At 48.2% G+C, this 26,145-nt stretch carries 22 protein-coding genes; 14 read left to right on the top strand and 8 right to left on the bottom strand.

Annotated features, from left to right (window positions below):
• Window positions 1–135: 135 nt before the first annotated feature.
• The 6 genes from lgt (at window position 136) to MJ595_RS08585 (ending at window position 5,703) form a co-directional block, all read left to right on the top strand.
• Complete coding sequence (gene lgt, locus MJ595_RS08610) at window positions 136–978, top strand: prolipoprotein diacylglyceryl transferase (protein ID WP_263082048.1); 843 nt, start codon at window positions 136–138, stop codon at window positions 976–978.
• Window positions 979–1,026: 48 nt separating this feature from the next.
• The gene (locus tag MJ595_RS08605; protein WP_263082047.1) at window positions 1,027–1,860 is read left to right on the top strand and encodes a thymidylate synthase; all 834 of its coding nucleotides are present in this window, start codon (window positions 1,027–1,029) and stop codon (window positions 1,858–1,860) included.
• 219 nt (window positions 1,861–2,079) lie between these two features.
• Window positions 2,080–2,466, top strand: a complete 387-nt coding sequence (locus MJ595_RS08600) for a hypothetical protein (RefSeq protein ID WP_263082046.1) — start codon at window positions 2,080–2,082, stop codon at window positions 2,464–2,466.
• A 98-nt stretch (window positions 2,467–2,564) separates the two neighbouring features.
• Window positions 2,565–3,818: an ISL3 family transposase gene (locus MJ595_RS08595; protein WP_263082045.1), complete on the top strand. Its 1,254-nt coding sequence runs from the start codon at window positions 2,565–2,567 to the stop codon at window positions 3,816–3,818.
• Window positions 3,819–4,028: 210 nt separating this feature from the next.
• The gene (locus MJ595_RS08590) at window positions 4,029–4,811 is read left to right on the top strand and encodes a hypothetical protein (protein WP_263082044.1); all 783 of its coding nucleotides are present in this window, start codon (window positions 4,029–4,031) and stop codon (window positions 4,809–4,811) included.
• 127 nt (window positions 4,812–4,938) lie between these two features.
• Window positions 4,939–5,703 carry an alpha/beta fold hydrolase gene (locus tag MJ595_RS08585; RefSeq protein WP_263082043.1) on the top strand — a complete coding sequence of 255 codons (765 nt, stop codon included), beginning with the start codon at window positions 4,939–4,941 and terminating at the stop codon, window positions 5,701–5,703.
• A 71-nt stretch (window positions 5,704–5,774) separates the two neighbouring features.
• Here the strand turns inward: MJ595_RS08585 and MJ595_RS08580 are convergent, their stop codons facing one another.
• The 3 genes from MJ595_RS08580 to MJ595_RS08570 all read right to left on the bottom strand — a co-directional run bounded on the left by MJ595_RS08580 (window position 5,775) and on the right by MJ595_RS08570 (window position 7,610).
• On the bottom strand, window positions 5,775–5,987 hold the full coding sequence (locus MJ595_RS08580; RefSeq protein WP_263082042.1) for a hypothetical protein: 213 nt from the start codon (window positions 5,985–5,987) through the stop codon (window positions 5,775–5,777).
• A gap of 96 nt (window positions 5,988–6,083) precedes the next feature.
• Window positions 6,084–6,866, bottom strand: a complete 783-nt coding sequence (gene cpdA / locus MJ595_RS08575; protein ID WP_263082041.1) for a 3',5'-cyclic-AMP phosphodiesterase — start codon at window positions 6,864–6,866, stop codon at window positions 6,084–6,086.
• 282 nt (window positions 6,867–7,148) lie between these two features.
• Complete coding sequence (locus tag MJ595_RS08570) at window positions 7,149–7,610, bottom strand: DUF1249 domain-containing protein (protein WP_263082040.1); 462 nt, start codon at window positions 7,608–7,610, stop codon at window positions 7,149–7,151.
• 275 nt (window positions 7,611–7,885) lie between these two features.
• Here MJ595_RS08570 and MJ595_RS08565 point away from each other — a divergent pair, with 275 nt between their 5' ends.
• On the top strand, window positions 7,886–9,265 hold the full coding sequence (locus MJ595_RS08565) for a TolC family outer membrane protein (protein WP_263082039.1): 1,380 nt from the start codon (window positions 7,886–7,888) through the stop codon (window positions 9,263–9,265).
• 51 nt (window positions 9,266–9,316) lie between these two features.
• On the opposite strand, the gene waaA is transcribed toward MJ595_RS08565, so the two are convergent.
• Window positions 9,317–10,597: a lipid IV(A) 3-deoxy-D-manno-octulosonic acid transferase gene (gene waaA / locus MJ595_RS08560; protein ID WP_263082038.1), complete on the bottom strand. Its 1,281-nt coding sequence runs from the start codon at window positions 10,595–10,597 to the stop codon at window positions 9,317–9,319.
• 306 nt (window positions 10,598–10,903) lie between these two features.
• Here waaA and MJ595_RS08555 point away from each other — a divergent pair, with 306 nt between their 5' ends.
• The 3 genes from MJ595_RS08555 to MJ595_RS08545 all read left to right on the top strand — a co-directional run bounded on the left by MJ595_RS08555 (window position 10,904) and on the right by MJ595_RS08545 (window position 13,958).
• Entirely contained in the window at window positions 10,904–11,851 is a 948-nt protein-coding gene (locus tag MJ595_RS08555) for a CNNM domain-containing protein (protein ID WP_263082037.1), read from the top strand.
• A 72-nt stretch (window positions 11,852–11,923) separates the two neighbouring features.
• Window positions 11,924–13,162: an FAD-dependent oxidoreductase gene (locus MJ595_RS08550; protein ID WP_263082036.1), complete on the top strand. Its 1,239-nt coding sequence runs from the start codon at window positions 11,924–11,926 to the stop codon at window positions 13,160–13,162.
• Between the two features lie 7 nt (window positions 13,163–13,169).
• On the top strand, window positions 13,170–13,958 hold the full coding sequence (locus MJ595_RS08545) for an aldo/keto reductase (RefSeq protein ID WP_263082035.1): 789 nt from the start codon (window positions 13,170–13,172) through the stop codon (window positions 13,956–13,958).
• 42 nt (window positions 13,959–14,000) lie between these two features.
• On the opposite strand, the gene hldE is transcribed toward MJ595_RS08545, so the two are convergent.
• Window positions 14,001–15,467: a bifunctional D-glycero-beta-D-manno-heptose-7-phosphate kinase/D-glycero-beta-D-manno-heptose 1-phosphate adenylyltransferase HldE gene (gene hldE / locus MJ595_RS08540; RefSeq protein ID WP_263082034.1), complete on the bottom strand. Its 1,467-nt coding sequence runs from the start codon at window positions 15,465–15,467 to the stop codon at window positions 14,001–14,003.
• Between the two features lie 35 nt (window positions 15,468–15,502).
• Entirely contained in the window at window positions 15,503–17,281 is a 1,779-nt protein-coding gene (gene msbA / locus MJ595_RS08535; RefSeq protein WP_263082033.1) for a lipid A export permease/ATP-binding protein MsbA, read from the bottom strand.
• A 439-nt stretch (window positions 17,282–17,720) separates the two neighbouring features.
• Here msbA and typA point away from each other — a divergent pair, with 439 nt between their 5' ends.
• Both typA and MJ595_RS08525 read left to right on the top strand, forming a co-directional pair.
• Window positions 17,721–19,535, top strand: coding sequence for a translational GTPase TypA (typA, locus tag MJ595_RS08530; RefSeq protein WP_263322476.1), 1,815 nt, complete (start codon window positions 17,721–17,723; stop codon window positions 19,533–19,535).
• Window positions 19,536–19,604: 69 nt separating this feature from the next.
• Window positions 19,605–20,546: a LysR family transcriptional regulator gene (locus tag MJ595_RS08525; protein WP_263082032.1), complete on the top strand. Its 942-nt coding sequence runs from the start codon at window positions 19,605–19,607 to the stop codon at window positions 20,544–20,546.
• A 34-nt stretch (window positions 20,547–20,580) separates the two neighbouring features.
• Here the strand turns inward: MJ595_RS08525 and MJ595_RS08520 are convergent, their stop codons facing one another.
• Complete coding sequence (locus MJ595_RS08520; RefSeq protein WP_263082031.1) at window positions 20,581–21,561, bottom strand: oxidoreductase; 981 nt, start codon at window positions 21,559–21,561, stop codon at window positions 20,581–20,583.
• 616 nt (window positions 21,562–22,177) lie between these two features.
• Between MJ595_RS08520 and pip the strand changes: the two genes are divergently transcribed.
• On the top strand, window positions 22,178–23,134 hold the full coding sequence (gene pip, locus MJ595_RS08515) for a prolyl aminopeptidase (RefSeq protein WP_263082030.1): 957 nt from the start codon (window positions 22,178–22,180) through the stop codon (window positions 23,132–23,134).
• A 94-nt stretch (window positions 23,135–23,228) separates the two neighbouring features.
• Window positions 23,229–23,666, top strand: coding sequence for a D-aminoacyl-tRNA deacylase (gene dtd, locus MJ595_RS08510; protein WP_263082029.1), 438 nt, complete (start codon window positions 23,229–23,231; stop codon window positions 23,664–23,666).
• Between the two features lie 262 nt (window positions 23,667–23,928).
• Here the strand turns inward: dtd and glgX are convergent, their stop codons facing one another.
• Window positions 23,929–26,115, bottom strand: coding sequence for a glycogen debranching protein GlgX (gene glgX / locus MJ595_RS08505; RefSeq protein ID WP_263082028.1), 2,187 nt, complete (start codon window positions 26,113–26,115; stop codon window positions 23,929–23,931).
• Window positions 26,116–26,145 lie beyond the last annotated feature (30 nt).

Raw genomic sequence — 26,145 nt, 5'->3', positions numbered from 1 at the left:
AAAGCTGATCATTTAACCCCAGACAACCTCTTTCTACCCAGGCCATCCACTTTTAATCAACACTCTCATGGTATTTCAGGGTTCTGATACTCTGGTAATATCTGTTTTACTCATTATTTATTTTGGAATCATGCTGTGATTGCGTATCCCGATATTGACCCTGTGGCAATTAGCCTGGGGCCGCTTAAAGTCCACTGGTATGGACTGATGTACCTGGTTGGCTTTGCCTGTGCCTGGTGGCTGGGGACATTAAGGGCAAAAAATTCCGCTAGACTCTGGAAACCCGAGCAAGTCAGCGATATCGTTTTCTATGGCGCTATGGGCGTTGTTATTGGCGGACGCTTTGGCTATGTTCTTTTTTACAACTTTGATTATTTTTTACAAAATCCTCTCTGGCTCTTCCATATCTGGGAAGGCGGCATGTCCTTTCACGGAGGGCTACTAGGGGTACTGCTGGCCATGTGCCTGTATGCCCGCAAACTCGATAAAAGCTTCTTCCAGATTACTGACTTTATTGCCCCCCTGGTTCCTATTGGCCTGGGTACAGGCCGTTTAGGTAACTTTATTGGCGGCGAGCTCTGGGGTCGGGTCACCGATGTACCATGGGCCATGGTATTCCCCAGAGACCCAAGCCAACTACCCCGCCACCCCTCACAACTCTATCAGTTTGCCCTCGAGGGCGTTACACTCTTTGCCATCCTTTGGTGGTTCTCCTCAAAACCACGACCAAGAATGGCCGTATCCGGTGTATTCCTCCTGGTCTATGGCCTGGCAAGAATTTTAGTGGAGTTTGTCAGGCAACCTGACGCCCAGTTGGGCTTTATTGCCTTTGACTGGCTAACCATGGGACAAATCCTGTCATTACCGATGGTTCTTCTGGGCATTGGTTTTATTATGTATGCTTACAAAAATAATCCATTGCATAACGGCATTAATATTGACGATGCGGCCTGGTTAAAGCGCCACAAAAACAAATAATCCTACTATGAAATATCGAATGAACAGCCACAAAGAGGTAACCACTTAATGAAACAGTATTTGGAGTTGCTGCGCCATGTAAAAGAGCATGGCACCTTTAAATCAGACCGCACAGGAACTGGCACCTACAGTGTCTTTGGTTACCAGATGCGCTTTGACCTGTCCAAGGGGTTTCCTCTGGTCACCACCAAAAAATGCCATCTACGCTCCATCATCCATGAACTACTCTGGTTTCTGAAGGGCGATACCAATATAGGCTATCTCAAGGAAAATGGTGTACGTATTTGGGATGAATGGGCAACCCCGGAAGGCGACCTGGGTCCGGTATACGGTAAACAGTGGCGCAGCTGGGAAGGGCCTAATGGTGAAGTCACAGACCAGATTCAGTGGCTACTCAATGAAATCAAAACCAACCCTGATTCCAGACGTCTGGTTATCAGTGCCTGGAATCCAACCGTCCTGCCGGATGTCACTCATTCTCCCTCAGAAAATGCAGCTATGGGTAAACAGGCTTTACCTCCCTGCCACTGCCTGTTCCAGTTCTATGTGTTAAATGGCAAGCTATCCTGCCAGCTCTATCAGCGCAGTGCTGATATTTTTCTTGGGGTTCCCTTTAATATTGCCTCTTATGCATTATTAACCATGATGATTGCCCAGGTGTGTGACCTGGAGCTGGGAGATTTTGTCCATACCTTTGGTGATGCCCATCTTTACTCTAACCACCTGGAACAGGCTGAGGAGCAACTATCCAGAGAGCCTTACCCTTTACCCAGAATGAAACTCAATCCGGCTATTACTGACCTTTTTGACTTCACCTTTGACGACTTTGCGTTGGTTGACTATCAGGCTCACCCCCATATAAAGGCGGCAGTGGCTATTTAAAAAAATTATAAATTATAGAGCATTACTTTCTATTGATGCAGGATGTTTAGCATACCGCATCAATAGAACTCTTAAATAGCCGAAATAAATATAACAAAAACCCTGTCAACATAGTTTCTTATAAAATATAAAATTCAGTAAAATTCATATAGCCCTACTAAAATACACTGTTAGCAAACATTAATATCTATTTTATTTTTCAATTTAGCGGAAACCACAATGCTGACAAAAAACACCATACACATCTACAATGAAAATAAAATATCAGAAGTGAAATTATTATCCTATATATTATCTTTACTCTTATTTATTAATTTCCCAAACGCAAATTCTGATGAAACAGATACGACTAAACAACAGCACCCTCCTTCTCTTCAGTCAGCATTCAAAGCAATAGAAGATCTAACGGTACAAGAGGTAATTGACTACTGGCATGCATACAATAAACCAAGAGAAAATATTGAAGATCAAATGGCACAGCTTTCTATTAACAGTCAATCTTATCATCCCCCCATAAGCCAAGATAAAAAAAACATTCGACACTTCCTGATGGTACTTTTTATGTCGAATCTATTTGAAGATGAAAATTTGGCTCTTCAGGGATAACTGTGGGTAAAAATGAGTGATTTCGGAGTAAATGCATCAGCAGCCAACTTTTGATATTTTTTTGTTGAAGGACAGAAAAACAACAAAAGCGACCACTGATGCTGATTAAAACTATCCTCAATAAGATCCACAAACTCAAGTCATTTGTTTATCAGGATGTAAAACTTGCCTATTATCAGGGCACTGAAGTATTCAATGTCACCGTCGTCCCGCGCCAGAATAGTCATGCACTATGCTCAGGTTGCCAAAAACCAGCGTCTGGTTACGACCACCTTAAAGAGCGTCGCTTTGAGTTCGTCCCGCTATGGGGCATTAGAGTTTTCTTGCTCTATAGAATGCGCCGTGTCAACTGCAAGACATGTGGTGTAAAGGTTGAGCAGGTTCCATGGGCTGAAGGTAAAAAAGAGCTGACCAAGGCCTATATGCAATTTCTGGCATCTTGGGCCAGAAAGCTTTCCTGGAAAGAAGTCGCGTTTACCTTCCATACGTCATGGGAAAAGGTATTCCAGGCGGTGGAGTACGTGGTTGAGTGGGGCAAGGCGCATCGCTCACTGGACAGCATAAAAGCGATCGGTGTCGATGAGGTGGCTTATCAAATTGGTCATAAGTATCTGACGGTTGTTTACCAGATTGACCGGGGATTGACCCGGCTATTATGGGTTGGAGAAGGCCGTAGTGAAGCGACCATTCGCAGCTTCTTTACCCTCTTTGGTTCAGAAAGGAGTCAGCAGCTGGAGTATATCTGCTCTGATATGTGGAAGCCTTATGTGAAAGCTATTTCAGAGTTTGCCAGTCAGGCGTTGCACATTCTGGATCGCTTTCATATTGTTGCCATGTTGAATAAAGCCATTGATGAAGTCAGGGCGTCTGAACACAAACAACTTCAGGCTGACGGTTATGAACCCGTTTTAAAAAAGACTCGCTGGTGTTTGCTCAAACGTAAGGAAAACCTGACTGAGAAAGAGGAAGTAAAGCTGAGCACACTGTTGCAGTACAACCTGAAAAGTGTTCGGGCTTACCTCCTCAAAGAAGAGTTCCAGACTTTCTGGACATACGTTTCCCCTTTCTGGGCAGGAAAATATCTGGATCGCTGGTGTACAAGGGTGATGCGGTCAAAAATAGAACCACTGAAGAAAGTTGCCAAAACCGTCCGGCGACACCACCCCTTAATCCTGAACTGGTTCAAGGCAAAAAAAGCATATTCCAGCGGAATTGTCGAAGGGTTAAATACCAAAGTAAAAGTGACTACGAGAAAAGCTTACGGCTACAGAACCTACAGATGTGCGGAAATAGCTTTATATCACGCACTTGGTAAGTTGCCTGAGCCGCAAGTGACCCACAGATTTTGCTGACGAGGCGAAAATTATGATACTCCAACAACAAGCTTACTTGGCATTTTCACTAATACTTTAGAAGCATCTATAAACAATGGGCGCTCCCATATCACTATAGGAGAAATTTTCCCTATTCATAATTTACTACAAAAAACTCAACTCAAACCAAACAACCACTTCAGTTCAAATAATACCTCTTATCAACTTCTTTGGTTTGCGATATTTTCTATGTGCTGTATCACTGCTTATGCAGCCGAAACAGGAGATCAAGAATCTGAATTAAGTTATGCTATACAAAGGCTAAAAGAATATAATCCAGCAATAAAGCTTTTATCGAATAACCAGGTTAATGCTATCGAAGCAGTCACGGCTTTGAATGAGGCCATCAAATCTGCAAGTTCTCCTAGCAAGTGGACATTTATTGTTCCTTTAGTTTGTGGTTGTACTGGAGGATTCTTGTTAAATTGCCTCCATCAATGCTGTGTCAACAAAATGATCCAATCCACAAGAAAAAAGATAGAATCTACAAAATCTAAAGTAGTTACTTTTATCCAGTCAAGGCATACAAGTCTTGAGGATATTCCCCATCAGGATGAAAAAGCACAAAGTTCCAAGATTGATACACAGCAGCAACAACAATCAAGCAGCTGTGGGATGTCATGCCCATCATTTTTTACGCTCTGCAAGTGCCAAAAAAAATCAGATGAATCACCATCTTCTAAACAAGTAGACACAGAGCCAGAGCCAGAGCCAGAGCCAGAGCCAGAAAGACAGTGGTACTATTTCGATATTTACTACTATTTTAAGCTTTCCAAATGGGCAAAAAAAGCGGTTGCAGAAACTGAGTCAACCCCTAAAAAAGAAACACGGATTTCAAAAATACGTACGTTTTTCAGAGGACATCCCAACAAAGAGGATATCGAACAGCAGGAAACCCTGCCTTTACAAAAAACAACAGCAACACCTCAACAAACAGCCACAACACAATCCAGGTCATGGAAGTTTTGGTAAAAAGCAATATCTCAAGGAAGCTAACCGGGAAATTTTTGGATACCTATCAAAAAATACACCCGCTCAATCCACCTAAGGTAGAATTAACAGCCACATTGACAAAAAAGCACGTTTAAACAATCTGTATATGAAACTTTATGCAAGACGGCAGGGACAGGGTTCTGAGCTGGTCAGTATCCACGGGTTATTTGGCTCCCAGGAAAACCTGGGGGCCATTAACAGGAACCTTTCGGACCAGTTTCGGGTTCATGGGCTGGATGTACGCAACCATGGTCGCTCTCCCCATAGCGACACCATGGACTATACGGCAATGGCTGAGGATATTTTAGAGTATCTGGATGATCAGGCGCTGAAACAGGTCGACTTGCTGGGGCACTCAATGGGCGGCAAAATCGCCATGACAGTGGCCTTGCTTGCTCCGGATCGAATCAGAAAACTGGTTGTTATGGATATCGCTCCTGTGGAGTATGCCCCCAGGCATGATGATGTACTGGCAGGCCTGGCCGCCATAAACCTGAAGGAAATAAACCGCCGTTCTGATGCAGAACAAACCCTTCAACCTTTTATTAAAGAAAAGGATATCAGGCAGTTTCTGCTGAAAAATCTTTACCGGGATGAAAGTGGTCATTTCCAGTGGCGGATAAATCTGGACAGCATACAAACCAACTATCCGGAAATTATGAAAGGTCAATCCGCTAAAACAGGTTTTTCCGGTGAGACCCTTTTTTTAAAGGGTGCTGATTCTGATTATATTCTCCCTGAACATCGGGAGCAGGTTCTGGCTCTTTTTCCAAAAGCATCCGTTAAGGTGGTTGCAGAAACAGGTCACTGGCTTCACGCTCAAAAGCCGGAACTGGTATCAAGATCTATCAGCCGTTTTCTTATGAATTAAACGCAAACAGGGCACCACCGATATTGCTCCCGGTGGTGCCCTGTTTGTCTTTGTACATATTTACAAATTAATTAGTGGTAGAGTGAATCATCCGGATCATCAAACTCATCATAACCGCCATGCTGATTTTTTTTTGTGTAGTAGTGATCTATACCTTGCCGAATAGTCGATGCTTTTCGTTTCTTACACCTATCCCTGGCGGATCGCTGTTTTCTCAGTGCGTGGCCCTCGTCAGAAAGCAATTCCTCCTCATCGTGGTACCACTTAGCCCCATCCCTGGCCATAACTCAAAGTCCTTTTTTACTACTTCTATGTAATAAATTTAGGAAACTGGCAGAGAATTTTGTAATAAAAAAACCTGATATACAGAAGCACCGCTATTATCCATTAGAATCAACAGGGGGATTTTCAGCAGAATCTACCCGAAAAACATGGGTTTCCAGGCTTCCATCGTCAAACAGATCCAGTACCCGATAGCCCGGTAGCCTGGAATCATCAATGGCAAACTCATGACTTTCTGGCCTGAATTGAGCACAACTGGAAGGCACAGAGTAACAAGGGGTGTTACCCAGCCATTTTTTTGACGCTTGATGAATATGGCCATGGACCACTGCCCTGACCCCACCATGCAGGGATATCAAATCCTCCAGCTGTTTGCCGTTTTGCAGGTTTATTTGATCCAGCCAGGCACTGCCTGCCGGGCAGGGATGATGATGTACCGCTATCAGTGTATTGGTCTTGGGGTACTGCTCCAACTGCTCCGCTAGCCAGGCCAACTCATCATCACCCAGCTCACCGGGAATTTCACCGGGAATCTGGGAATCAAGCAACAAAAGCTGCCAGCCATTCACCTCCACCCGTTTTACCATCGCCTGGGGGCAACACTGCATCATGACAGCCTGGTCATCATGATTACCACAAAGCCAGTAGAAAGGAATTTCCAGCAAAGACAGGGAGGACTTTAGCCATTGATAGGAAGCCAGTGTTTCATCCTGGGTAAGATCACCGGATACCACAATCGCATCAACCTCTGGATTATTTTTTTGTATGGCATTCAATACTGCCTGGAGGTTTTTATAGGGATTCGCACCATACAAAAGGCGATCCGGATCAGCGAAAAGATGGGTATCCGAAATCTGGATGACTCGTGCACAACGTTTCATTATTTGAAGAAGCTCTAGCTAGGGGCTGTTGAGGTTTTATCATGAGCTCAGTGGTTCGTAAAGCGGCCTTACGCAAGGCGAACTGGCGCAGCACGTAGTTATTCTACGTCAAGCCAGTTCAACACAGTCGAAAGGCCGCTTTACGAATCACCCGAAGGGCCAAAGCCAGCGCTTCCGTGCCGTCGTTACAGCAGCTTGAAAGACATGAGTATTCCTGCGCTGCTGCGCCTAGCCACGAAACCGCTGGCTTTGGCTGAGCACATGATAAAACCTCAACAGCCCCTATAAAACACGCTCCATAATATGCCCACCCCTCATACAAAAACTCAATAACTCAGAGAGGAATTGATTCAACATATCCTTTTCATTGGGAGGAAGCATATGCTTATTCGGATATTCGGTAACAAAGGGAAAACGCCTGATATTCTGAGCCATAACCACTTCTGCCATCCGCACGTCATGATAAAGGCGCACTTCCAGTTCCGGTAAACTCACCCATTGATTCCATGAAGCTCTCATTCCCAAACTGATGAGCGTTGTATAAGGTGCCCTTTGCAGAACTCTGACCGCCACCTCACTGGCATGTTCCCCATGCTCTCCCCCGTGGGTCACAGAAAGCTGGTAATAGTCTTGTTCAAGGAAATCCGGCAACAGCTTCAACAGACGGGCATAGTTCACTTCACACAACCCGTGCTGGCTGACCAGATCGACCCGATAGGCCGCTTTGTGGAGAGACTTAGACATGACCTAATCATAGCCCAGGCATTTTGAATATAACAATCACCCCAATACCACTAATAAATAGGGTATCGGGAACAATCCGTTGCAATAAACAATCTTGTGTTTTAAGGCAGATCAGAACAGTATATCCTCCCATTACATCCACCGCGTTCATGTCAGGCTGAAGGCTTTAAGCCACCGGTAAACTAGTGTAAATTTTCCCCGATCACCTTGAGTCGGGGCGTTGAAAGTCCCATCATCAGCCGGATCAGCAGCTTCTTCATTAAGGAATACAAAATATGCCACGAACTCATCGTAAAGCATTATTGCTGGCAACACTCGCTGGTGCAGTGATGAATGTGCAGGCATCCACCGCAGAATACAACCTGCTGGACGTCTACAATCTGGCACTTAAAAATGATGCCCAGTTGGCTGCAGCCCAGGCGGGCATGAAAGCCCTTATGGAAAAAGCCCCGCAAACCCGGGCTGCCCTGCTGCCAAGCCTGAACCTGTCCGCTAATACCCAGTACAACAAAACCAATGCTGAAGTAACCAATGCCAGTGATAAAGATGATAACTACAACTCCCACGGTTGGGGAGCCACGCTGAGCCAGCCACTGTTTAATCTGGGCAGCTGGTTTAACTATGGCCAGGCCAAAGCTATCAGCACTCAAGCCGAATATCAGTTCGCCTATGAACAGCAACACCTGATTCTCCGGGTTTCTGAAGCTTACTTTAATGTACTGCGGGCAGAGGACAGCCTGATGACAGCCCAGGCAGAAGAAAAAGCAGTGAAGCAGCAGTTAGACCAGGCTCGTGAGCGCTATAATGTTGGCCTGATCGCAGAAACCGATGTACTGGAAGCCCAGGCGGCTTACGACAATGCCCGTGTAGCCCGAATCCTGGCCGATAACCAGGTGTCTGTGAGCTATGAAAACCTGCGCACGATCACCAATGAAAGCATTAATGATATTGGCAAGCTGAAGAAAAACATGCCAGTCATTCAGCCTACCCCAGCGGTGGCAGAAGAGTGGGCTAATAATGCCATAGCCAACAATCTGGGTCTGAAGGCTGCCAAAGAAGGTTTACTGGCCTCCGAAGAAAACATTCGGGCCAAAAAATCCGGGCATGCACCCACAGTGGATGCATTTGCCAGTTATAACTACTCATCCAGTGACTCTAATTCTATAAAAGATCAGCCGTATAAGAATGGCTTATTAACCGGTCGCGGTGACTCCACCGTTTTCGGTGTGAAGTTCTCCATGCCTATCTTCTCTGGCGGAGCCACCAGCTCCCAGGTTCGTGAAGCCACTTATCAGATGGAACAGTCCCAGCAAAATTTTGATAAGCTGCTGAGGGAAACCAATGCCGGCACCCGTAATCTGTTCAGAACCGTCAATGCCGATGTGGATCGGGTAGAAGCGCGCAAGCAGGGTATTGTCTCTTCTGAAAGCGCCCTGGAAGCCACACAAAGCGGCTATGAGGTGGGCACCCGAAATATTACCGATGTCCTTGATGCCCAGCAGAAACTGTTTGCTGCCCAGCGGGATTACCTGAATGCCCGCTATGACTTTATCATTAACACCCTGAAGCTCAAACAACAGGCGGGCACCCTCAGCCCTGCAGATCTGCAAGACCTGAATGGCTGGATCACCCTGGCTGATACAGGCAGCAAATAAAACAAGCTATTCTTATCAGCTTTTCTGTAACGGCAGAAAAGCTGATAACTTCTACTGAAGATAACCCGCAATAATAGCCTGCAATCTTTTCAGTGCACCTCTGTTCCGGGCAATAAATAACTCGCCATTATTCCCCGTAGCTTCCAGATACTCCCGATTATCCAGCAGTTTTTTGATTGCTGTAACCAGCTGCTCCCCATCATCAACAATGATCAAGCCACCAGCTTTTTCCAGAGACTGGCAGATATCCTTGAAGTTAAAGACATGGGGACCTGATAACACCGGTATCCCCCAAACCGCAGGTTCCAGAATATTATGCCCGCCCCGTTCTATCAGGCTCCCACCCACAAAGGCAATATCAGCCACACCACACAGCTTTAGTAACTCACCCATGGTATCAGCCAGCACCACCTGGGTATCTGCCGATAGCGCTGTTCCCTGGCTATGACGGGCAACCACAAAGCCATTTTGCTTAATCAGCTCGTAAACAGAGTCAAAGCGCTCAGGATGCCTTGGGACAAGAACAAGTAACAGATCCTGATACTGTTCCCTGAGCTGTTTAAAGGCATCCAGAATAGCCTGATCTTCCCCATCATGGGTACTTGCAGCAATAAATATACGACAGTTTCTATCCAAACCTTGTTGCCACTGCTTTTTCAGTTGCTGTGCTTCCTCCTGAATACCCTTATCAACGGAGATATCAAATTTAACACTGCCCGTAATTTCCAGATTTTCCGGCGGTAATCCCAGGTCAATAAAGCGCTGACCATCTTCCTTATTCTGACAGGCCACCACAGATAATTGTTTCATCAGGCTTCGGGTCAGGCTGCCAAGCTTTTTATACCCCTTCGCTGAACGCTCAGACAGCCTGGCATTGGCAATAATCACCGGAATATTTCGCTTGTGACAGGCAGCAATAGTGTTAGGCCAGAGCTCTGTTTCAATAAAAATAGCCACTTCCGGATTAACCCTGTTCAAAAAACGTTCCTGTGCGCCCGGCAGGTCATAGGGGATATAAACATGCTCAACCGTTTCTCCATAAATGGCTTTGACCCGGTCTGATCCCGTGGGTGTCATGGTTGTTACCAGGCAGCGATAATCCGGATACCTTTCCATCAGAGCCTTAACCAGGGGAGCACTGGCTATGGTTTCTCCCACAGAGACCGCATGAACCCAGATCACCGGTTTATCTGCAGGTAATGGCCTGAAAAACCCAAACCGCTCGCACCAGCGACGACCATAGGCAGGAGCTTTCCGGGATCGCCATAACAGCTTAAGCAGAATGAAGGGTGTCAATAAATACAGGAGTAAGGTGTACAAAAACCGGTTCATACGGTTTTACGAGCCTCTGGTGATTGGAAATAATAAGTATTTTACCGTTTTATGCCGGAACTTTGACGATTTTAAATCAGGGCGGATTTAATTGGTCATAACCCGTCTCAAATGCATAAACCAACCTATACTGATTAAGGTGAGCCTATATCAGTTTGGCGCTTTATTTTAAAATGTATTAGCTTTCTGCAATAGAAGTTAATGCCAGCGGTTTCAAGTATACCCATATTGTACTGAACCTTTCTAGAATTCTGCCGATATGAAATAGCTCTACCCTGTTGATTTTATTGCTCAAGGAGGAGCACAATGCTGCTGGTTGTTGTCGTTGCTGCAAGCATTATTCTTGTCACCGCATTCCTTTCAATTATTGAATCCTCGATTATCAGTGTTGATGATTTACGGCTAGCCAGAATTTTACAAAGGCAGCCTGCCCATGAAAAAGATATTAAGTTTATTATCCATAATAAAAGCGAACATCTCTCTTCAATACTTTTGCTCACCACGCTGATCAGCATAGCGGGCAGCTCTTATGTGGGCGCCCTGGCCGCCCAGAAACTGGATAGCATTGGCCTGGCTGTTTTTACAGGCCTTCTCACCTACTGCATGCTGGTCTTCGCCAAACTGTTACCCAAGCTGCTGGCAGTTCAAATAGCCGGTAAAGTGCTGGAGTTCCTGGCTCCCACCATTCGGGTGATTTGCACTCTTTTAAAGCCTTTACTCTGGGGAACTCTGGTCTGGGCGAAGATGCTACGTTGTAAGAAGCCCAGCGAAATTACCCGGGACGACTTAAGAAGTATTATTAAATACTACAGTTCAAATGGTGTTATTGGCCGTGAAGAAAGCTTTATTGCAGAACATGCCCTAAATATTCATGACCGAAAGCTGGCTGACTTGTTATCGGACTCCGGCCCAATGATCTGGCTACCCGCAGATGCAACGGTGGAAGCCATCTATGACAAGGTTAAACAATCCCCTTTTAAGCGCTACATTGTTATATCCCAGGGCAGAGCCAACGGCATAGTGCTTTATCGCCACCTGGCCAAGGCCATGATCAATGGCGAGCGATCCATGAAAATCGGCGACCTGGCTCGGCAGGCCATATTTATGGCACCTGAAACCACTCTTCTGGAAGCACTGGAAAAGTTCCGGTCAGAAAGAGCCTCTGTTGCGATTTTGCCCGGAGACACTCCGGAAGAAAGCAAGTTTGTCACCGCCAAGCAGATCTATCGGGCCGTTCTGCAAAAGTCCGCTTAATCGCTTTTCTTGCCGGAGCAGAAGCAGACCTTGCTACTACCCATTGTTGCCCCTCTTCTTTCAGGACTATACTTGGCCGAATTTTTCGGTAAATTATTCCCCCTATTTATGACACAAACCATTAATGTCGATACAGTAATCATCGGTGGCGGCATTGCCGGACTCTGGTTATTCCGCGCTCTCAACCTACAGGGCTATAAGGCCGTTCTGCTTGAAAATGATACCCTGGGTGGCGGTCAGACCGTTAAGTCTCAAGGAATTATCCATGGTGGCACCAAATATACGCTCTCCGGAAATTTAACCAAAGCCTCCCAGTGCATCGCTGGAATGCCTGATCGCTGGAGAAAAGCACTGGCTGGCGAAGGTGAGCTGGATCTCAGTGATTCTAAGATCCTCAGCCAACACCATTATCTGTGGTCACCCGGCGGACTGGGTTCCAGACTAACCTCCTTTTTTGCCAGCAAAGCACTGCGAGGAAGGGTTGACCAGCTCAAGCCTGAGCAATTCCCGGACATTTTCCGCCACCAGGGATTCAGGGGCAAAGTCTACCAGCTCAATGAGATTGTACTGGACATTCCTACGGTTGTTAGTGCCCTGATCAAAGGCTTGGAAAACCGCTTAATTAAAGTGGACTGGGATAACGACACCCGGCTAGTAACCCATAATGGGGAAATACAGCATATTGAGATTGAGCAGGAAGGCAAAAAATTTGAACTTAAGGCCAGTCGTTATATCACCACTGCCGGTGAGGGGACTGCCAACCTAATGCGCCTATGGGGAATTAAAGAACCCCGCATGCAGGTTCGTCCCCTGCATATGGTTATGGTGAGACACCGTCATCCGGAACCCATATTTGCCCACTGTATAGGCACTAAACCGGTTCCCCGGATCACCGTAACGAGCCACCCGGACACAGAGGGCCGATGGGTGTGGTACTTAGGGGGAGAAATTGCCGAAGATGGCAATAACCGCACACCGGAAGAGCAGATCAGAACTGCCCAAAAGGAAATAAAAGCCTTGCTGCCCTGGGTGAATCTGGATCAGGCCGAATGGGGTACACTCAAAGTCAATAGAGCGGAACCCAAACAGAGTTCACTGTTCAGGCCAGATGCTGCATTTTGTCAGGCAGCCGGTAATGGCATTGTCACCTGGCCAACGAAACTGGCTTTGGCTCCAAACCTCTCTGATGAAGTGATAAAAATGCTGAAAAAGGCTGACATACAACCCTCCGGGAACAGTGATTTTGCCTTGCCCCATGAACTACCAACCCCAACAATAACCAACCCTTTTTGGAGTAGTCATCTCGACTGAATCAATTATGCTTGAGCAAAAAAAAATCGCGGGTACTGATATCAATATCTCACCACTGGGGTTCGGCACTGTAAAACTGGGCCGGGATCAACAGGTCAAATACCCCAGTGGCTTCAAGATACCTGATGACCGTGAGGCAATAGCATTACTACAGCTGGCCAGAGAACTGGGCATCAATTTATTGGATACGGCTCCTGCCTACGGTTCCAGTGAAGAGCGATTAGGTAAGCTGCTGGGAAATAAACGACAGGACTGGGTGATCTGTAGCAAGGTGGGGGAAGAGTTTGAAAATGGGCAATCTCGCTTTGACTTCACCCCGGAACATATCCGTTTCAGCATCCAGCGCAGCCTTAAACGACTGAATACCGATTATATTGATATGGTTTTACTCCACTCTTCCGGTGATGATGTCAATATTATTCAGCAGTACGGCTGTCTTGAGGTGCTGGAAGACCTGAAAAAAGAGGGCCTGATCAAAGCATCCGGCATGTCCACCAAAACCATTGAGGGCGGCATTATGGCCCTTGAACGGTCCGATATTGCCATGGTGACTTATAACCTGAATGAACAGGCTGAAAGGCCGGTTCTTGACTATGCCCAGTCAAACAACAAGGGTATTCTGATTAAGAAAGCTCTGGCCAGTGGTCATGCCTGTCTTGAAGGGAAAGACCCGGTTTATGAAAGCATGAAGCTGGTATTTTCCCATCCGGCAGTATCCGCTGCGATTATTGGTACGATAAATCCTCAACATCTAAAACAGAATGTTGAAAAAGTGTACCAGGTTCTACAAAACTGACCCGGGTAGCAGCCTACCTCAGGGTAGGCTGTGCGAATCAGGTTAATCAGAGGTGATGGGCAAATTCTGTTCTGACTTCTTTTCCCGCTCTTTGCGAATCTTATTCACAATAGCCGTAGTGGAGCAGTCATCCAGAAATGCCAGTACCTTAACATCGCCACCATAACCATGAACAATGTCAGCGCCCACCACTTCATCAAGGGAGTAGTCTCCTCCCTTAACCAGGACATCAGGCTTGATTTGCTGTAATAGCCCTTCAGGAGTGTCCTCATCAAAGGAGATCACCCAATCCACAGCTTCCAGTCCAGCCAATACCGCCTGACGGCGATCTACAGGATTTATTGGACGCCCATCGCCTTTTAGTTTCTTGACGGAACTATCACTGTTAACCGCCACAATCAGGCGATCACCCTGAAGCCTTGCCTGCTCCAGATATCCCACATGCCCCGCATGGATAATATCGAAACAACCATTAGTAAAGACAATTTTTTCCCCGTGGGCACGGGCATCTTCGACGGCCGTCATTAGCTGCCCTATGGAAACCATACCCCGCTCAGCACCCAGCTCGCGGTTAACCTCACGGCGGAGTTCAGGCATGCTAATGGTTGCAGTACCGAGTTTGCCCACCACCAGGCCAGCGGCAATATTGGCCAAAGCAGCCGCCTGTGGCAGGTCGCTGCCTGCTGCCAGAGCAGAGGCTAAAACGGAAATCACCGTATCACCGGCTCCGGTCACATCAAATACTTCCCGGGCCCTGGCAGGAAGATGCAGTTCAGGCCCTTGCTTCCGGATAAGGGTCATGCCATGTTCGCTGCGAGTAATCAGTAATGCCTCAAGATCCAGCTCCTGCAGTAGCTTCTGGCCTTTTGCCAGCAATTCCTGTTCATCCTTGCAACGCCCAACCACTGTCTCAAATTCACTGAGGTTCGGGGTAATTACCGTAGCCCCGCGGTAGCGGCTAAAATCCGTCCCCTTGGGATCAATAAGCACCGGAACGCCCTGGGCTTTGGCCATACTGATTAACTGCTGGTAGCCTTTCAGGGAACCTTTGTTATAGTCGGAAAGGATCACAGCCCCAACCTCCCCAATCAGCTCGGAGGCCTTTGCTTCAATGATATCCGGGCTTAACCCTTCAAAAGGTTCTTCATGATCCAAACGAATTAATTGTTGGTGCTGGCTAATGACCCGCAGTTTCGTGATCGTTGGAATCCCCGGAATTCTGGCAAAGTCACAATAAACACCGGCAGCCTTAAGGCGGGTCTGCAAAATACCTGCCGCCTCGTCATCGCCAGTGGCGGCAACCAGCCATGCCGGAGCCCCAAGAGAGGCAATATTAAGTGCTACGTTACCGGCACCACCTGGACGGTCCTCTATCTGGCCAATGCGAACCACAGGCACAGGCGCTTCAGGAGATATCCGTGACGTGGCTCCATGCCAATAGCGATCCAGCATTACATCGCCAATAACCAGCACCTTTGCCTGGTCAAAGCGGGGGAGAGTCAGTTTCATCGAGCTCTTCCAATCAATTTAATACGTTGTCAGTGTTAACTGATACTTTCCAGTTCCACGCCCTGAGAAGTGGCTTCTTCCTGGAACTGCATTTTGTGTAATTTTGCATAGTGGCCTCCTTTTGCCAGTAACCCGGCATGGGTACCACTCTCCACAATCTGGCCATGATCCATCACAATGATCTTGTCAGCATTTTCAATGGTTGATAACCGGTGGGCAATAACCAGTGTGGTTCGGTCTTTCATGACTTCATCCAGAGCTGCCTGAATATGCCGTTCAGACTCGGTATCCAGGGCAGAAGTGGCCTCATCAAGAATCAAGATTGGCGCATCCTTCAAGATGGCCCGGGCGATAGCCAGTCTCTGTCGTTGCCCACCGGATAACAGAACACCATCTTCACCCACCAGTGTGTGCATACCCTCCGGTAAATCCTTAACAAACTCTGTAACATGGGCAGCTTCAGCGGCTATCCGGATATCCTCTTCCTTTGTTTCACCCAAATCCCCATAGGCGATATTCCGGGCTATGGTGTCATTAAACAGGGTCACGTTCTGATTAACCAGGGCTATGTGCCTGCGGAGATTCTTGAGCTTATAATCATTAATGGGATTGCCATCAATAATAATGTCCCCCTCCCCGTGGTTATAAAACCGGGGAACCAGACTGGCAAGGGTGGTTTTACCAGAGCCGGATTTACCCACCAGGGCAACCGTCTGGCCTGGCTCTACAGTAAAATTGATATTCTCCAGTGCAGGCCGGTCGGCATTGTCATAACGGAAGCCCACATCACGGAACTCTATGCGCCCCTGCACACGTTCTGTGGCAAACTGGCCGAAATCTTTTTCCGATGCCTCGTCTGCCATTTCGAAAATGCTTTCCGCTGCAGCAATGCCCTTCTGGATATTGGCGTTAACTTCACTGAGCTGACGAATTGGCTTGGGTAGCAGAAAGGCCGCGGTAATAAAACCGATCAAGGAGGCGGTGGTGGCATCGCCACGCATCCATAGCACCACATATAGCAATACCGCCAGGGCGCAGGATACCAGGAATTGCAGGGTAGGCGTGTGGACGGCAGAGGCCCGGGTCATTTTCAGGTTTTGACGGGTATTGCTGGCACTGCTTGCATGAAAACGCCCTTTCTCATACTCCTCACCACCGAAGCCCCTGACCACCCGATAACCATTGATGGTTTCAGAGGTTACATGGGTCAAGTCCCCCATGGAAAACTGGACTTTCTTGCTCAGCTTCCTGAAACGCTTGCTGGCGGAACCCACCACAAAAGCAATCAGCGGGGTCACCGCAAAAAATACCAGGGTTAACTTCCAGTTGGTGTAGAACAGATAGCCCATGGTAAAGATCACCGTCAGCCCTTCCCGGATCACAACTTTGATGGCATCCGTTGCAGCGCCGGTCACCATACCCACATTGTAAGTAATACGGGCAATCAGGTGGCCGGAGTTATTGTTGTCGAAGTAGCTGTTAGGCAGTTCAACCATATGGTTGAACATCAGGCAGCGAAGGTCATGGACCACAGACATGGAGACCTTGGCCAGATAGTAGTTGCCAAGAAAGGAGCCTATACCCCTGAAAAAGGCAAGCCCCAGCATCCCCAGCGGTACCCAGTAAATCTGGAGACTGCTGGTGCCATCCAGCACTTCAACAAAGTATTCCAGCAACTTGGCAACAGCTGGCTGGGAAAGGGCAAACAGGATATAGCCCACTATACTCAGGGCGAACAGCCCTGAATAAGGCTTCACATAGCTCAACAGTCGCAGGTAAATCTGCAGACTGCCAGCTTGGGTTGATTCAGACATAATTAATGAATAATTCAGAATACGCTCAACCGGCCGGATTCAGCAGGTCAACTGTGTTTAATAGGCGAAAGATGCATTCTAGCATATTGCTTTTTTTCTGTATGGGTTAAGATTGGCGGCTTTTGTAAACCCAGGTGGATGCTCCGTAAGTACCCTTCCTGCAAATTCAAAAGAGATTATCAGGTCTGTGAGGGCTGATAATACCGCTCACTGTTTCTAACTGCGGTATTGAGCAAACCCATTTGGGCTGCTGGACTAGGCGGAATGACGAGTAATAGTGGCTCTATTGCGAGGAATTCCAACGCAGATCCAGCCGCTCAAATGGGTGGCGGAAACCGCAGTTAGAAGCAGTGAGCGGTATAATACCAGGCGCCACTATTGAGAGGCCGCTACATATTTGGAATGCTGTCTTTAAAGGCGCTGAATTGAGAGAATGAAAGTGATTGAAAAACTGAGAAATATAGCCATTATCGCTCACGTTGACCACGGTAAGACCACCCTGGTTGACAAGCTCCTGCAACAATCAGGGACTCTGGGTCGAAAGGATCAGGGCGCTGAGCGAATCATGGACTCCAATGACCAGGAAAAAGAGCGGGGCATCACTATCCTGGCCAAGAATACTGCCATTAACTGGCAGGATTACCATATCAATATTGTAGACACTCCCGGACACGCTGACTTTGGCGGTGAAGTGGAGCGGGTTCTGTCCATGGTGGACTCTGTGCTGCTGCTGGTTGATGCGGTGGATGGTCCTATGCCACAAACCCGTTTTGTTACCCAGAAAGCCTTTGAGCAGGGCCTGAAGCCCATTGTGGTTATCAACAAGATTGACCGTCCTGGTGCCCGTCCTGACTGGGTAATGGATGAAGTCTTTGACCTGTTTGACCGACTGGGTGCCACTGAAGAGCAGCTGGATTTCCCGGTTATCTACGCTTCTGCCCTCAATGGTATTGCCGGAGACGATCCGGAGAATATGTCTGAGGACATGACCCCGCTGTTCGAAATGATCACGGAACGGGTACCGGCTCCCGATGTCAATGTGGATGGCACCTTCCAAATGCAGATCAGTGCCCTGGACTATAACAGTTACGTAGGTGTTATCGGTATTGGCCGGGTGACCCGTGGCATTATCAAGCCAGGCACTCCTGTCAGACTGATTGCCAGCGATGGCAAAGAGCGCAATGCCAAGATCCAGAAAGTGATGGGCCACCTTGGTCTGGAACGGGTTGAAAACGAAGAAGCCCGTGCCGGGGACATTATCTGTGTTACCGGTATTGATAACCTGAACATCTCCGATACCTTATGCGATCCGGCCAAGGTTGAAGCACTGCCTGCACTGACTGTGGACGAGCCTACGGTTAGCATGACCTTCCAGGTTAACGACTCGCCCTTTGCCGGTCAGGATGGCAAGTTTGTCACCTCCAGGAACATCAAGGACCGACTGGAAAAGGAACTGCTGCATAACGTAGCCCTTCGCGTTGAACAGGGTGATGATGCCGACAAGTTCAAGGTATCCGGCCGGGGTGAACTGCATCTGTCTGTACTGATTGAGACCATGCGTCGCGAAGGCTATGAACTGGCGGTGTCCCGGCCTGAAGTGGTGGTTCGTGAAATTGACGGCGTCATGCAGGAACCCTACGAGCACGTTGTCATTGACCTGGAAGAAGCACACCAGGGCTCGGTTATGGAAGAGATCGGCAAGCGTAAAGGCGACCTGAACAACATGGTACCCGACGGCAAGGGACGTGTTCGCCTGGATTACGTCATGCCTGCCCGTGGACTCATCGGTTTCCGCTCCCAGTTCCTGACCATGACCTCTGGCAGCGGCATTCTCACCAACGTCTTTGACCACTATGGCCCGGTAAAAGGGGGCGAAGTATCCCACCGTCAAAACGGGGTTATGGTTTCCATGGTCAATGGCAAGGTACTGGGTTATGCACTCTGGAACCTTCAGGACCGTGGTCGTATATTCCTTAATCCAAACGTTGATGTGTACGAAGGGCAGATTATCGGTTTGCACAACCGTGACAATGACCTGACCGTTAACCCTACTAAAGGCAAACAGTTAACCAACGTTCGTGCGTCCGGTACTGACGAAAATATTATGCTGACGCCGCCTATTCGTCATACCCTGGAGCAGGCACTGGAATTTATTGATGATGACGAACTGGTTGAAGTAACCCCTAACCATATTCGACTGCGTAAAAAATTCCTGAAAGAGCACGAGCGCAAGCGGGCAAGCCGCAATAAGTAGCAGTTGTCGTTTTTTCTGGAAAAATAATAAAAACTGGCGGTTCATCCGCCAGTTTTTTTAGGGGATAGCGTGGAATTGGAAGAACTGTACCGGCGGGACTTAAACCTGCTGATAGCACTCCGAATTATGCTGGAGGAAGGCAGCGTTAGCCGGGCTGCTGTCAGACTCAACCTCAGCCAGTCGGCAATGAGTCGAGTGCTAGGGCGATTAAGGGAACTGCTGGACGACCCCCTGTTTACCCGTCAGGGTCAACAGCTTATTCCAACAGAGCGCGCCCTTGAGCTAAGCAGAACCCTTCAGTCACCCCTGGAAGCCATCCGAATCGCACTGACACCGGACAACTTTAAACCGGATCTTTGCACCCAGCGGTTTATCATCGCTACCACCGACTATGCCATGCAGACCATTCTGCCATTTGCCCTTCCCCGTATTTATGACGAAGCACCCGGGATTTCCCTGGAATTTGAACCACTGCAACATCACCAGTTGCTGGAACAGCTAACCCATGGCAATTGTGATATGGCATTGTGTCGCCCTTGCGGACCCGTTGAGCCTTTAAACCGGGATACATTGGGCCTTGTCAGTGTATTCTGCCTGCTTTCCAAAAATCATCCCAAGGCTTTTCTGCCGCTCACCCTGAATGACTACCTGTCTTATCCCCATGCCATGATCGCCATTAGTGATGGCGTCAAGGCATTGATTGATAATGCCCTGCAAGACCATCCCGAGCGTAAAATGGTCTTAAGAACCTATCACCTTGAAGCCGCCCTGGCGATTACTGACAAACTGCCATTATTGATTACTGTCCCGGCAGATTTAGCCTATCTCGCTGCGGATAAATACAACCTGGTGATAAAACCCTTGCCTTTCGAGTTTAAGCCCTTTGATTACTCACTGATCTGGCATTCCCGTTGTGATTACTCCGCTTCACAAATCTGGCTTCGGTCACTGATCAAGGAAGAATGCGGTCGCCTGATTGACAAACGCATTCATGATATGGGGCTTGCCTGATGGTTAATGGAGAGTTGTGTAGGCTTCTACTCCCTTATAGTTTGATAACAACCCGGCCTGTCACCTGACCACGAATAATTTGACGGGCATATTCCGGCACCTGGTCAAGCTCTACTTCCTGACAAGCTTGCTGATAGAAAGTCTCTGGCAACAGATCCGCAAGTTTAGCCCAGGCCTGTTGACGCTTCTCAAAGGGACACATCACAGAGTCAACACCCAGAAGCTTCACGTTGCGCAAAATAAAAGGCATAACGGTTGTGGGCAAATCAAATCCACCAGCAAGACCGCAGGCACTAACAGCACCATTGTACTTGGTTTGGGCTAGCAGTTTGGCTAATACCTTACTGCCCACAGTATCAACAGCCCCTGCCCAGACCTGCTTTTCCAGAGGGCGAGCTGGCTCTTCCAACTCGGAACGACTAATGATCCGGCTGGCACCCAGTGCTTTCAGTAGATCGTAATTTTGCTCTCCACGACCGGTGGCGGCAACCACCTGATACCCCATTTTTGCCAGTAAGGTCACGGCAGTAGAACCCACGCCACCACTGGCTCCGGTAACAACAATCTCACCGTCTTCAGGCTTAACACCAGCATCTACTAAAGCCTGCACACACAGCATTGCTGTCAGGCCAGCAGTGCCAACCATCATGGCTTTTTTACCATCCAGGTTGCCGGGTAAGGGTACTAGCCAGTCTGCTTTCAGGCGGGCCTTTCCTGCCATTCCGCCCCAATGATTTTCGCCCACACCCCAGCCGGTCAGTACCACCTGATCACCTGGCTGGTAACGGCTGTCGCCGGATTCAGTCACTTTTCCTGCCAGGTCGATACCGGGAACCATAGGAAACTGACGTACAATTCTGCCTTTCCCCGTAATGGCCAGGCCATCCTTGTAATTCAGGGAAGAATAATCAACCTCAACAAGAACATCCCCTTCCGGTAAAGAGGTCTCATCAAGCTCCCGCACATGTGCCAGAGTGGCTTTTTCTTCCTGTTCAAGAACCAGGGCTTTAAACATCGTCATGCTCCATCCGGAACTACAAAAAATAATAGATTAGGGGCTGTTGACGTTTGCTCGTGTGCTCAGCCAAAACCAGCGGTTTCGTGGCTAGACGCAGTAGCGCAGGAATACTCACGTCTTTCAAGCTACTGCAACGACGGCACGGAATCGCTGGTTTTGGCCCTTCGGGTGGCTCGTAAAGCGGCTTTCCGACTGCGTTGGACTGGCTTGACGTAGAATAACTATGCCTGCACCAGTCCTCCCGGTGTGCCCCATTGGGTATTGCGGAAAACCGCTTTACGAGCCACTGAGCTCACGATCAAACGTCAACAGCCCCTAGTAAGTCTAATCAGTAAAAAGACATGAACATAATGAAACTTTTTCACAATAGGTATGCATAGAGCGCATAGGCTTGATGGCGGCTGTATCAATTTCTACCTTTAGTTATGTCAACAGATACGAAAAAGTTACAAGAAAAAGTTGACAGGGATTCAGAGATTTGAAGACTGTTAGGGGGCGTTCTCAATTAGCCATGAGAACGCCCCCTAGACTGTAGTCACAAAGCAGGCTGCACTGTTTTATCAAAATAAGTTCATAATACACCTGTTGTCGGTGCTCTTCTGAAGGATTGCCCATGCACACTCTGTACCCTGCCATCAAGCCTTATGCGACCCACCGACTTCAGGTGGATGCCATTCATGACATTTACCTTGAAGAATGTGGAACGCCCGATGGCATTCCCGTTTTATTTGTTCATGGGGGACCGGGCGCTGGCAGTAGTGAGCAAGACCGTCGATTTTTTGATCCAGAGCGCTACCGCATTATCCTGTTTGATCAACGGGGCTGTAATCGCTCAAAACCCCATGCTGAACTCCAAAACAACTCAACAGCCGAACTTGTCACTGATATAGAAACCATCCGTGAATTCCTGAAAATAGAACGATGGATTCTGTTCGGAGGCTCCTGGGGTTCAACCCTCTCCCTGGTTTATGCCCAGCAACATCCCAAAACCGTCATGGCAATGGTTCTGCGCGGCATCTTCCTGGGTCGGGAGCAGGATTTCCAGTGGCTCTACCAGAGTGGTGCCAACAGAATATTTCCGGACAACTGGTCACATTTTATTGAGCTGATACCTGAGGCTGAGCAGGACAATATGGTGGAAGCCTACCATAAACGTCTATTTGGCGAAGATGAACTGGCTCGCATGAACGCAGCCAAGCACTGGTCCGCATGGGAGGGAGGCATTGCCACCCTGAGGCCAAACCAGGATGTGATGGATCATTTTTCAGACCCCCATCTTGCCTTATCCCTGTCCCGCATTGAGTGTCACTATTTCAAACATAAAGCCTGGCTACAGGATAAGCCGATCTTGTCCAGAATGAAAATGATTGCCAGGATTCCCGCCGTTGTTATCCATGGCCGTTATGACATGATCTGCCCCCTGGATAATGCCACTGCCCTGGTGGAGCAGTGGCCTGAGGCAGAACTACAGGTTATCCGCGATGCCGGCCATGTGGCCATCGAACCCGGAATTATTGACGCCCTGGTGCGGGCCACAGACCAGTTTGCCCAAAAATTTGAAAAGCCATAGACTTCTAAACCGCGCCCGGATAGAAACCCGTGATTTGATGTTTCTGTGAAAGGCGCGCTTTAGTAACCGCTACGCTTTATGGAGTCACTTTTTTATGCGCGGCCTGATTCAACGAGTCCAGCATGCCAACGTCAAGGTTGACGGTGAAATAATTGGTGAAATAGGCCCTGGGCTTCTTTTACTACTGGGTGTTGAAAAAGATGATGATCAGGCCAGGGCTGACAAGCTCCTGGAGAAAATTCTGAAATACCGGGTTTTTGAAGATGAGCAGGGAAAAATGAATTTGGGTCTAAAGGATGCGGGCGGCAGCCTGCTGGTTGTATCCCAGTTCACTCTTGTGGCAGATACCCGTAAGGGCCTGCGCCCAAGCTTCAGCTCCGGGGCCAGCCCCGAACATGGAAAGGCCATGTATGATTATTTTATTACCCGGGCCAAGGCTTCCCATGACCAGGTGGCAACCGGACAGTTCGGAGCTGATATGAAGGTATCCTTACTCAATGATGGCCCAGTGACGTTTATACTGGAGGTATAAACAGAATCATCTATCACGCCTGTGTTGCATCAACTCTGTGAGTGAAGAGTAAACACAGGTATTCTTTTTCCTTTTTTGGGCACTGTGTTCAGCTTCCAGCTTCATTAAAAACCGGAGCCTGGGACTTTTCTGACTCTTCCCTGATATACCGTGCTTATGGCTTCCCATGCCTCCACGCCCTTGCTGAGACATAGTCATTTACCTCATGGAAACCGAGATACCAGAAAGATAGTTGCAGCCAGGCCAGGCTGCAACCAATACATCATTTACGACTTAATATAACAGGGATTTGGACGTCCCCCGGGCAGCATGGCTGGCAGTAGTCCTGAACCACCACCAGACTATGGGCTTCAACAGTGCACCCCTGCTCACTGGAAAGGGGGCTAAGTTTAAAGGCATCCTCTGCCGCCGTATCCATCACCAGATGCCGCTCTCTGAAAGGAGCTTCCTCCGGTAGCGTGAAATATTGCCGAGAATCAGAGGCATTGAGCAATATCAGAAAATCACAGTCACAGGGTTCCCCCATATCACCCAACCAGTGCAGGCACAGTGTCTGTCGAGCCGGATCACTCCAGTCTCCCGGCCTCATCAGTTCGCCACTTTGCCGCCGCCAAAGCACCTCATAGTTTTCAGGGTCTTCTTCTATCCCTTTAAGAAAGTGATCCCAACTATAACGGGCACTTTCCCGGCGAATCCTGATCAGCCCGGAGGTAAATGCCTGAAGCCGTTTATTACGCCGATGCCGATCACTTGAGCCATGTAACCATGACCAGTCGAGCCATCCGGTCTCATTATCCTGGCAATAGACATTATTATTCCCTGCTTGACCATTGCCAAATTCATCCCCTGCCTGAAACATCACAGCACCGTTGGAGAGTAACAGCGTCGCCAGCATAGAGCGCTTATAACGCTCCCTTAACTGCAAAATCCCGGGGCAATCGGTCTCGCCTTCATGACCACAGTTCCAGGAAAAGTTATGACTATCACCGTCCCGGTTATTTTCACCATTTGCATGGTTTTTCTTATGGTGATACGACACTAAATCATTCAGGGTAAACCCATCATGACTGCATATATAATTAACACTGGCTGATGGCTGACGCCCCCGACCACGGTAGATATCTGATGAACCACAAAGCCGCTCGGTAATCTGTCCCAACAGCCCGTGCTCACCACGCCAGAATGCCCGAATACAATCGCGATACCGATCATTCCACTCAGACCAGGGTTCGGGGAAATTACCTACCTGATAGCCATCAGGTGCCAGGTCCCAGGGCTCCGCTATTAATTTAACACCCGACAGTACTGGATCCTGATCCAGTGCCTGGAAAAAGGAAGAGTTCTGATCAAAGTGCCAGTGTCGCCTTCCCAAAGCCGGAGCCAGGTCAAAGCGAAAGCCGTCAATATGGTACTCTTCAACCCAGTGCCTTAGACTATCCAGAACCAGTTTCATAACTGTTGACTGTTCTACTTTAAGGGTATTGCCACAACCGGAATGATTGATAGATACGGTGGGATCCCGGCCATCCAGTAAATAGTATTCCGTATTATCCAAGCCCCGGTAACTCAGCACCGGGCCATCATTACCTGCCTCAGCGGTATGGTTATAAACCACATCCAATATAACCTCGATCCCCGCTTCATGAAGGCACCTGATCATGGTCTTTAATTCTGACACCGGGTCTTTAACAGCAAGGCTGCTCTCTGGTGCCATAAAAGCCAGGGGATTATAGCCCCAGTAATTTTTCAGCTCCTGTTTCGCCAGACGCTCTTCTGTGACGAAGCTGGTGACCGGCAACAGCTCTACGGCAGTAATGCCCAGCTCCTTTAAGTACTTGATCACTGGTGGGTGACAAAGCCCAAGGTAAGTCCCCCTTAAATGCTCCGGTACTTCAGGGTGAGTCATGGTAAAACCACGAACATTCAGCTCATAGATTATGGATTCCGCCATGCTATATTTGGGTCGAAGAATCTCGCCCCACTGAAAGTCGTCATAAACAACCACAGACTTGGGTACATATGGAGCGCTATCCTCATAGCTATATAACCACTGTCCATTATCCCCCTTTTTATAGTCATACAGCGCTGACGTCCACTGAACCTCACCATCCAGCTTTCGGGCATAGGGATCAACAAGCAGCTTTGATGGGTTAAAGCGCATCCCTGTCCTTGGATTCCAGGGACCATGGACACGGTAGCCATAGCGCTGACCAGGTTTAATTCCCTCAATAAAAACATGCCATGTATGATTTTTACACCAGGGAATCTCGATTCGTTTCTCAACCCCATGGTCATCAAACAGGCAAAGTTCAACCCGTTTGGCATGAAATGACTTTATTGCAAACTGTACACCGCTGATAGGCTGATCACAGCCAAGAGGCCTATACGAGGGATGATAATGGGCTCCCAATAAAGGGTTTTCAGAGGGGCAAATATGATGACAGGTCATATACATATCCTTTGCAGCAGGCCCGGACAC

Origin of the sequence: Endozoicomonas sp. Mp262, from assembly GCF_025643335.1 — a bacterium.
GTDB lineage: Bacteria > Pseudomonadota > Gammaproteobacteria > Pseudomonadales > Endozoicomonadaceae > Endonucleibacter.
Note: the sequence above shows the minus strand (reverse complement) of the source record. Positions and strands in the feature narration are given on the sequence as shown.

Excerpts from the sequence above, each read along its gene's own strand:
- msbA (WP_263082033.1), bottom strand. The coding sequence starts at position 17,281 with ATGTCTGAATCAACCCAAGCTGGCAGTCTGCAGATTTACCTGCGACTG.
- MJ595_RS08595 (WP_263082045.1), top strand. The coding sequence starts at position 2,565 with ATGCTGATTAAAACTATCCTCAATAAGATCCACAAACTCAAGTCATTT.
- MJ595_RS08555 (WP_263082037.1), top strand. The coding sequence starts at position 10,904 with ATGCTGCTGGTTGTTGTCGTTGCTGCAAGCATTATTCTTGTCACCGCA.
- cpdA (WP_263082041.1), bottom strand. The coding sequence starts at position 6,866 with ATGAAACGTTGTGCACGAGTCATCCAGATTTCGGATACCCATCTTTTC.
- MJ595_RS08585 (WP_263082043.1), top strand. The coding sequence starts at position 4,939 with ATGAAACTTTATGCAAGACGGCAGGGACAGGGTTCTGAGCTGGTCAGT.
- MJ595_RS08600 (WP_263082046.1), top strand. The coding sequence starts at position 2,080 with ATGCTGACAAAAAACACCATACACATCTACAATGAAAATAAAATATCA.
- MJ595_RS08545 (WP_263082035.1), top strand. The coding sequence starts at position 13,170 with ATGCTTGAGCAAAAAAAAATCGCGGGTACTGATATCAATATCTCACCA.
- glgX (WP_263082028.1), bottom strand. The coding sequence starts at position 26,115 with ATGACCTGTCATCATATTTGCCCCTCTGAAAACCCTTTATTGGGAGCC.
- hldE (WP_263082034.1), bottom strand. The coding sequence starts at position 15,467 with ATGAAACTGACTCTCCCCCGCTTTGACCAGGCAAAGGTGCTGGTTATT.
- MJ595_RS08580 (WP_263082042.1), bottom strand. The coding sequence starts at position 5,987 with ATGGCCAGGGATGGGGCTAAGTGGTACCACGATGAGGAGGAATTGCTT.
- MJ595_RS08605 (WP_263082047.1), top strand. The coding sequence starts at position 1,027 with ATGAAACAGTATTTGGAGTTGCTGCGCCATGTAAAAGAGCATGGCACC.
- waaA (WP_263082038.1), bottom strand. The coding sequence starts at position 10,597 with ATGAACCGGTTTTTGTACACCTTACTCCTGTATTTATTGACACCCTTC.
- MJ595_RS08565 (WP_263082039.1), top strand. The coding sequence starts at position 7,886 with ATGCCACGAACTCATCGTAAAGCATTATTGCTGGCAACACTCGCTGGT.
- MJ595_RS08520 (WP_263082031.1), bottom strand. The coding sequence starts at position 21,561 with ATGTTTAAAGCCCTGGTTCTTGAACAGGAAGAAAAAGCCACTCTGGCA.
- MJ595_RS08570 (WP_263082040.1), bottom strand. The coding sequence starts at position 7,610 with ATGTCTAAGTCTCTCCACAAAGCGGCCTATCGGGTCGATCTGGTCAGC.
- MJ595_RS08590 (WP_263082044.1), top strand. The coding sequence starts at position 4,029 with ATGTGCTGTATCACTGCTTATGCAGCCGAAACAGGAGATCAAGAATCT.
- pip (WP_263082030.1), top strand. The coding sequence starts at position 22,178 with ATGCACACTCTGTACCCTGCCATCAAGCCTTATGCGACCCACCGACTT.
- dtd (WP_263082029.1), top strand. The coding sequence starts at position 23,229 with ATGCGCGGCCTGATTCAACGAGTCCAGCATGCCAACGTCAAGGTTGAC.